Genomic DNA, 6487 nt, shown 5'->3' with positions numbered 1-6487 from the left:
TGATAAGCGGGTTTAACAAGTTGGATAAAACCATGAGGGATCGAATGATTGGGTATGTTGAGGCATTGACCGGTATGATGGATAAAGGAGAAAAAAACTTGCCCGGTGATACGCTTAAACGTGCATATACGCATACACAGAGAAGCGACTATAAATAATGACAATAAAACAAAGGGTCAAATATCAATAAAAATTACTGAGGAAATAGAAGAATAAACATGAACATAAAAAAAGGGATGCCAACACCGGATGCAGCTTTGAAGGAATTTTTTAAGGATAATGAAATATTTGCAGCTGTGTTTAATGGATATTTTTTCAACAACGATAAGGTCATAGATCCGGCAGAACTGGAGCAGGCGGATACAGCGTATACAGAGTCTGTAAGAACGGAGATCAAGATTGACAAGGTAAATAAGTACAGGGATAATGTTAGAAAGACATCAGGAGGTCTTTTTGTAATTTTAGGAATAGAAGACCAGGCCAAGATACATTATTCTATGCCGGTAAGAAAGATGTTGTATGATGCATTGGGGTACAGTGCGGAGATAGCATCGAAGGGAAATGCTCAAGATAAGAAATCATGGACAGTAGATGAACGTCTTTCGGGTGTTTCAAAGGGCACAAAGGTAACGCCTATAATTACGGTCGTGCTTTACACAGGTGAGGAAGTTTGGGATGGACCAAGGTCGGTGCATGATATGATGGATATAGATACGAGAGTAAGGCAGTTTGTGCCGGATTATCCGTTGTATGTCATAGATATGGGACATGACCGGGATCTGTCGTTTTCCAATGGTCCTTTAGAGGAACTAAGGGCAGCATTGTCAGCAATATATGCCGACACAGCGGACAGAGATGAGAGGGAAATAGAATGTAACATTATGGCCCTTGCCGGTATATTATCCGGAGATAATAAGCTTTATGAAGCGGCACAGGGAGAAGGGAGACAGAAGATGTGTAAGGTTCTTGAAAAACGTGATGAGAAGATTTATATGCAGTTCAAGTCTCAGTTTGAAGAGATGGATGCAGAGTTGGCAGAAAACAGAGCTGCGCTGGCAGAGAAGGATGCCGCATTAGAAAAGAAGGATGCCGAGATAGCGGCTTTAAAGGCAAAGCTTGCCGAGCTTGGACATTGAGTGATGACACATATGCGCTTTTTTTAAAAATCTTGAACCGTGTATCAATGTGGTCAAAAACATTGACGATAGATCCGGAAATACAGATCGGCGAGAGCGTGGGGACGGAGAACATTATAATCAATAACGATAAGGAGAATAGCTTCCTGCGAAGGTAAAAGTTATGAACCCCACGGAATGGTCATTGGAGGTGATTTCATGATTACAACAGAAAAGATAAACAAAATCCCCGATAGACAGATTCAAATCAAAGGAATAACTGCCTTGAAGGATGCTCTTGGCGTCACAGGAACCCTTAGGTTTCTTGAACAATTTGATAACGGCGGAAACGGTGATTATACAAAAGAGAAATACAATGACGAGGATTTGAAATTAAATAGGGAAGAAATACTTGAAATGTTCAACCGGAAATCATAGTCCTGTCAGGGGCACGTTGGTGCCGCGGACTCTTACATTAAAAATTCAAAAGGAAAATTGTTTGTTATAGACAATGCGGATCTTCTTTTGGATGACAAAATGAGAAATTATATCGTCATGGATACAGAGAATCAGTATGTTATTATTGGGAGAAATCCCACCGGGCTGATGCTTACTCAAGATGAAGTAAACGAGCTTGATAGTGAGAACAAAGAAGGGGTGACGTTTTTTAAGCTGAAGAAAGCATTCGATGAATATTAAGGGGAAGACTTAAAGATACTCTTCATTAACACATTGGTGCAGAGGATTCTTACGGAGTTATATGGACAAAATTGTAGGGCATATGGAGGAACATCATTATGACGATAAGTGAACGGATATTTGAAAGATTAAGACAGATAGATATGACCCAGAAGGAGTTCTCAGAAGAAACGGGAATACTTCCAAGTACTATTAGTGAATGGAAGAAGAACAAGACTAATCCATCATCGGAGAAGATTCTTCCAATATGCAAAGCATTGTATGTGTCACCTGAATGGTTGTTGTCAGGTGTCGACCCGGTTGAAGGACGCGGTAGAAACCACGATTATTATGTTGTGCCCAAGGGGACCGACACGGGTATTTTGATAAGCGGGTTTAACAAGTTGGATAAAACCATGAGGGATCGAATGATTGGGTATGTTGAGGCATTGACCGGTATGATGGATAAAGGAGAAAAATAATGATTTATTTTTAGGTTCATATAATTGAACAAATAGAATTACGTTGAATTAAGAGGTAGAATATTTTGCCAAGAAAAAAGAGAACATGGTATCCGGGGGCAATATATCATGTAATGAGCAGAGGGAACCGAAGAGTCAGCCTTTATAAGGAAGAGGATGATTATCTGTCCTTTATAGAGTCCTGTGGATATGATATACCAAAGGATAAGGCCATGTACAGGCGTTCTTTCGATGATAACTAAAGCGGCGCTGTCGGATAAGCTGTTTGTAATAGACGCAGGCAGAAGCAGCGGAACGAGATCCAAACAGCAGCTTGTCTTTCTTCCTGCAGACGATAAAGAACAGGAAAAGAAAAGCTCCCCGAAGGGAGCAGAGAACGTGTTTAGCGCGTTGTAGATGCGGGTATAACGCTAAGAGATAAACCAAGCTGATTGAGAAGCTTCAGGAGTGTATCAAGCCGAGGAGTTGTCTTGCTGGATTCAATCCGGGCGACAGATGATTGCGGTATATCACACAGTGCTGCCAGGTCACGCTGACTAAGCCCTAGGGCGGAACGCTGCCTGATCATCGCAGAGATGATGGAAGCCTCGGCTTCAGCTTCCTCGATGATTTCTTTACCGATAGGATCAGTTTGTTTGACTTGATTTTTGTATTCATTCCAGTTCATTGTTTTGCCTCCTTTCTGGCAATATAATCTTTCATTTCGGATTTGGCTCGGGCAATCTCCCTTGGTGGAGTTTTCTGAGTCTTCTTCCGAAAATGATGAAGAAGAACGTAAGTGCCTTCATTAAAATAGAAGAATAAGACACGGTTGTCACCAGGACGCAGCTCCCAGATTTCTTCATCAAGGTGCTTAGCAATCTGAACGGGAAGATTAGTTCCGTTTTCCTGCAGAAGTTCGATACAGCGAGCAATCTGACCGTACTGAATCCGGGCATCTTTGACAGAGGCTGCTTTTACACGGAGTGAATCAAGGAATTCCTGAATATCCGAATGGCCATCGTATGTTTCGTAGAAATCAATGTTGAACATGCGACCTCCTTTTCATAAGGCATGATAGCATAAATGCTATCACGCGTCAAGGTGTTGCTGATAAATAAACATTATTCGAATTTATCAGAGCCTTAGTGTCTGAATATAAAAAAATCAGGAATAACCACACGGGTCCGATAAAAGTTGTTTCTATCTATGTGCTTATACAACATATATGGGCGGTTGGAATCACCAAGCCAGGACATTGGTGCCTGTCAGTGCGCCCTGCTAAGGGCACTTCATATAGCGGATTGCAAACGTCCGCCCGATAAGTTGTAAGCCGCAGCATCGGAAGCGAGTCTTGCGTGGGGTATGGTAACGTGCTACACGAAGCGTAGACAGCATGGTTGCAGGGATAGTGATTGAGCACCGAAAGACTATAAATCCAAAGGACGACGTAGTTGACTGTCCGACGGCAGATTGTGGGAGGCGGTAACTGCTGATTATTTTAGGAAGATATCACTCCCCGATCGTGCGGTATAAATACCGACCGCACGATATCAGCGGTGATACCGCAGATTGTTGTAGCCTTATTTCTAAAGACATCCAGAGTGTATTTTGAAATAAGGCCATGACATCAGAGATGTCACAGCCTAGAACATTGAAAACTTCATCCACCAAGAACCTGATTATCGACAGCATCGTGGATTATATCGGCATAGATGACCTTGGCTTTCTGCTGGGAACCGATCGCAATGGCGTCTGTCATGAGATTATCTATCAGACGGGGATTGCCCTGAGTATAGCTATGAACAGCTGAGAGCGCTGTAGCATCTATGATCTTTCTGGAAGCTCCGGTGAGAGCGATCTTATGAAGGACATAGTTTGCGACTTCTTCATCATCGAGACCATTGTAGTTATAGTGGACTGTGATTCTCTGACGGAGTGCTTCATGTACAGGTTTTCTGAGTGTGTCATTCAGATGGGACTCGCCGCAAAGTATCAGTGTGAAATAGTTGACTGAATCATAACCATAGTTCATCAGCATCTTGATGTCGTTGAGTATTCCGGTATTTAGGTATTGGGCTTCGTCTATGGCAAGCAGGAGGGGCTGACGTTTCTCTTTGTAAAGATAGGTTACCTGTTCCCTGATTGCCTGGAACATGGCAGGTTTACCGCCTTTTTCGGAAACGCCGAGTATGGCGCAGAACTGTTTATAGAAGTCGGCAACGCTTATGGTCGAAAGACACATGTACTCCATGTGATACAGGCTTGGGTTGAGGTTGGCTGCAAAGCATCTGAGTGCATAGGATTTCCCCATTCCGGGTCTTGCAGTAAAGACACCGATCCCACGGATGTCCTTGAGATACTCAAGCCGGCTAGTCATTTCTGTGAAGTCTTTGGATATGAAGCAGTCCTTTTCCTTCAACTGCTGTTTGTCAAAAGGATTGTAGGAAAGTCCATAAAAACTGTTGAACATCAGGCATTACCTCCGATCTTGGAATAATCAATTGGATTCTGGCGCTTAACACGACAGTTTTCATTGCGATTGGTCTTGCGGATCTCATAATGTCTGCCTTCAAAAAGAATGTAGGCAGAATCCATGTCGTCGGGAAGAAAACGGATCTCAACCTAAACAATTGGCAATGCCATTAAGCTGGAGTGTCAACAAAATTAAGTCAATAGTATGATGGTACATTATGGACAGAAATGATGTGTTCAAGAAAACCCATGTTGGTAAAAAATGGCGCAGCAAACAAGCAGATCACAAAGTTCTGCTTAATGAAGATGGTTTTCAAGAGTCAATGTACAACACAGAACTATCTGTAGTTGAACCGCGGTAAACTAGGGTCAGGTACCATTAAATTTTCATAAACGGAATAATTCGTATTGACGAATCGATATAATACTGGTAAGCTTCACGAAGGATTATACGAATGGAAGAGATTAAGCTATGACAATATCAGAAAGAATATTCAGCCTTCTCGAAGCACGTGGAATGAGTCAGAAGGACTTTTCAGAACGTACCGGGATAGCGCAGAGTACAATTAGTGACTGGAAGCGAAAAAAGACAGATCCTGTTTCGGAAAAGATACTGATCATATGTGAAGTGCTAAGAGTTACACCATATGAACTATTGAGTGGGACAGAAGGAAAAGGAAAAAGAGGCAAGCGCCCAGAGGTTATCATGCTTGATAAATCGAGCGAGGCAGGTCAGGTAATGGAGACCTATTTGGGAATGGATGTAAAAATGCAGCAAAGACTTCTGGGATATATGAAGGCGTTGAGGGAATTATCCGAATAAACTGGTACTGAAGTGACTATTTAAATTTCATAATTGTCTGAACTGATAACATAGCTGTCTACTTGAAATCTGTTAAATATGAAAAACTGTCTATAATAGGTCCAAGACTATCGAACCGGTTTAACATTATGAGAGAGATATTACAGTAAGAATCGTATAAACGAACAAATAATAGATAACGGATATAAAATATGGCGAGAAAACAAAGAGAATGGTATGAAAATGCTAGCTATCATGTTATGGGAAGAGGGAACAGGCGTACAGCGATTTTCAAGTCAGATGAAGATAATATATTTTTTTTAATGCAGCTTGCACAGGAAAAGGATAAACATCCATTTGATCTGCATGCATGTTGTCTGATGACTAACCATTTTCATCTTGAGTTAACTACAAAGAACGAACCTATTTGGAAAATAATGAAGCCGATTATGCAAAACTACGCTATGTGGTTTAATCAGAGATACGGGTACATAGGACATGTGTTCGATTCAAGGTATACTTCGTGCCTGATAGAAGATGACAGGTATTTCCTTGAAGTCAGCCGCTATATTCATTTGAATCCCGTTAAGGCACAGATGGTCAGAGAACCGCTTGCATATAAGTATAGCAATCCAGGGCATTGGTGCCGCGGAGTGCGCCCAGCTAAGGGCGCTTCACATAGTGGGTAGGAAACGCCCACCTGATAAGTCGTAAGCCACGACATCAGAAGCGAGTTTTGCGTGGTATGCGGTAACGTATATTGCGAAGCGTAAACAGCATGGCTGTAGGGGCAGTATTCAGCACCGAAAGACCAATAATTTCAGAGGACGACGCGGTTCCGTGCGCGGAAGTCAATATGGAGTGAATCGTTATAGGCGAGATTCTCTTTACTCTGGCGGTGTCGGTTAGACCTGCTCATGCAGTACAAAAGTGAAGTGTCAACTGGGGAGAACCTA

General features: G+C 42.2%; 11 protein-coding genes. 8 read left to right on the top strand and 3 right to left on the bottom strand.

Annotated features, from left to right (window positions below):
* The first annotated feature begins 218 nt into the window (after positions 1-218).
* From G625_RS0114015 to G625_RS22550, 6 genes are all read left to right on the top strand, one after another.
* Positions 219-1136, top strand: a complete 918-nt coding sequence (locus G625_RS0114015; protein WP_029201602.1) for an Rpn family recombination-promoting nuclease/putative transposase — start codon at positions 219-221, stop codon at positions 1134-1136.
* Between the two features lie 198 nt (positions 1137-1334).
* The gene (locus tag G625_RS0114010; RefSeq protein ID WP_029201601.1) at positions 1335-1553 is read left to right on the top strand and encodes a hypothetical protein; all 219 of its coding nucleotides are present in this window, start codon (positions 1335-1337) and stop codon (positions 1551-1553) included.
* 99 nt (positions 1554-1652) lie between these two features.
* Positions 1653-1814, top strand: coding sequence for an RluB protein (locus tag G625_RS20130; RefSeq protein WP_156885145.1), 162 nt, complete (start codon positions 1653-1655; stop codon positions 1812-1814).
* 98 nt (positions 1815-1912) lie between these two features.
* Positions 1913-2275, top strand: coding sequence for a helix-turn-helix domain-containing protein (locus G625_RS0114000; protein ID WP_029201600.1), 363 nt, complete (start codon positions 1913-1915; stop codon positions 2273-2275).
* A gap of 65 nt (positions 2276-2340) precedes the next feature.
* Positions 2341-2517: a hypothetical protein gene (locus tag G625_RS22790; RefSeq protein ID WP_198014906.1), complete on the top strand. Its 177-nt coding sequence runs from the start codon at positions 2341-2343 to the stop codon at positions 2515-2517.
* Positions 2507-2671: a hypothetical protein gene (locus tag G625_RS22550; protein WP_156885144.1), complete on the top strand. Its 165-nt coding sequence runs from the start codon at positions 2507-2509 to the stop codon at positions 2669-2671. The genes G625_RS22790 and G625_RS22550 overlap by 11 nt, the downstream gene beginning before the upstream one ends.
* Here G625_RS22550 and G625_RS0113985 read toward each other — a convergent pair.
* From G625_RS0113985 to G625_RS0113975, 3 genes are all read right to left on the bottom strand, one after another.
* Entirely contained in the window at positions 2658-2942 is a 285-nt protein-coding gene (locus G625_RS0113985) for a helix-turn-helix domain-containing protein (protein ID WP_029201599.1), read from the bottom strand. The genes G625_RS22550 and G625_RS0113985 overlap by 14 nt on opposite strands.
* Complete coding sequence (locus tag G625_RS0113980) at positions 2939-3307, bottom strand: type II toxin-antitoxin system RelE/ParE family toxin (RefSeq protein WP_029201598.1); 369 nt, start codon at positions 3305-3307, stop codon at positions 2939-2941. The genes G625_RS0113985 and G625_RS0113980 overlap by 4 nt, the downstream gene beginning before the upstream one ends.
* A gap of 610 nt (positions 3308-3917) precedes the next feature.
* The gene (locus G625_RS0113975) at positions 3918-4727 is read right to left on the bottom strand and encodes an ExeA family protein (RefSeq protein ID WP_029201597.1); all 810 of its coding nucleotides are present in this window, start codon (positions 4725-4727) and stop codon (positions 3918-3920) included.
* A gap of 474 nt (positions 4728-5201) precedes the next feature.
* Here G625_RS0113975 and G625_RS0113965 point away from each other — a divergent pair, with 474 nt between their 5' ends.
* Both G625_RS0113965 and G625_RS20125 read left to right on the top strand, forming a co-directional pair.
* Entirely contained in the window at positions 5202-5552 is a 351-nt protein-coding gene (locus G625_RS0113965; RefSeq protein ID WP_029201596.1) for a helix-turn-helix domain-containing protein, read from the top strand.
* A gap of 191 nt (positions 5553-5743) precedes the next feature.
* Positions 5744-6220, top strand: a complete 477-nt coding sequence (locus G625_RS20125) for a transposase (protein ID WP_044932892.1) — start codon at positions 5744-5746, stop codon at positions 6218-6220.
* The last annotated feature ends 267 nt before the right edge of the window (positions 6221-6487 follow it).

Source organism: Oribacterium sp. NK2B42 (genome assembly GCF_000424445.1).
Lineage (GTDB): Bacteria > Bacillota > Clostridia > Lachnospirales > Lachnospiraceae > Oribacterium.
The sequence above is the reverse complement of the archived record's forward strand: the minus strand, read 5'-3'. Positions and strand labels throughout refer to the sequence as shown.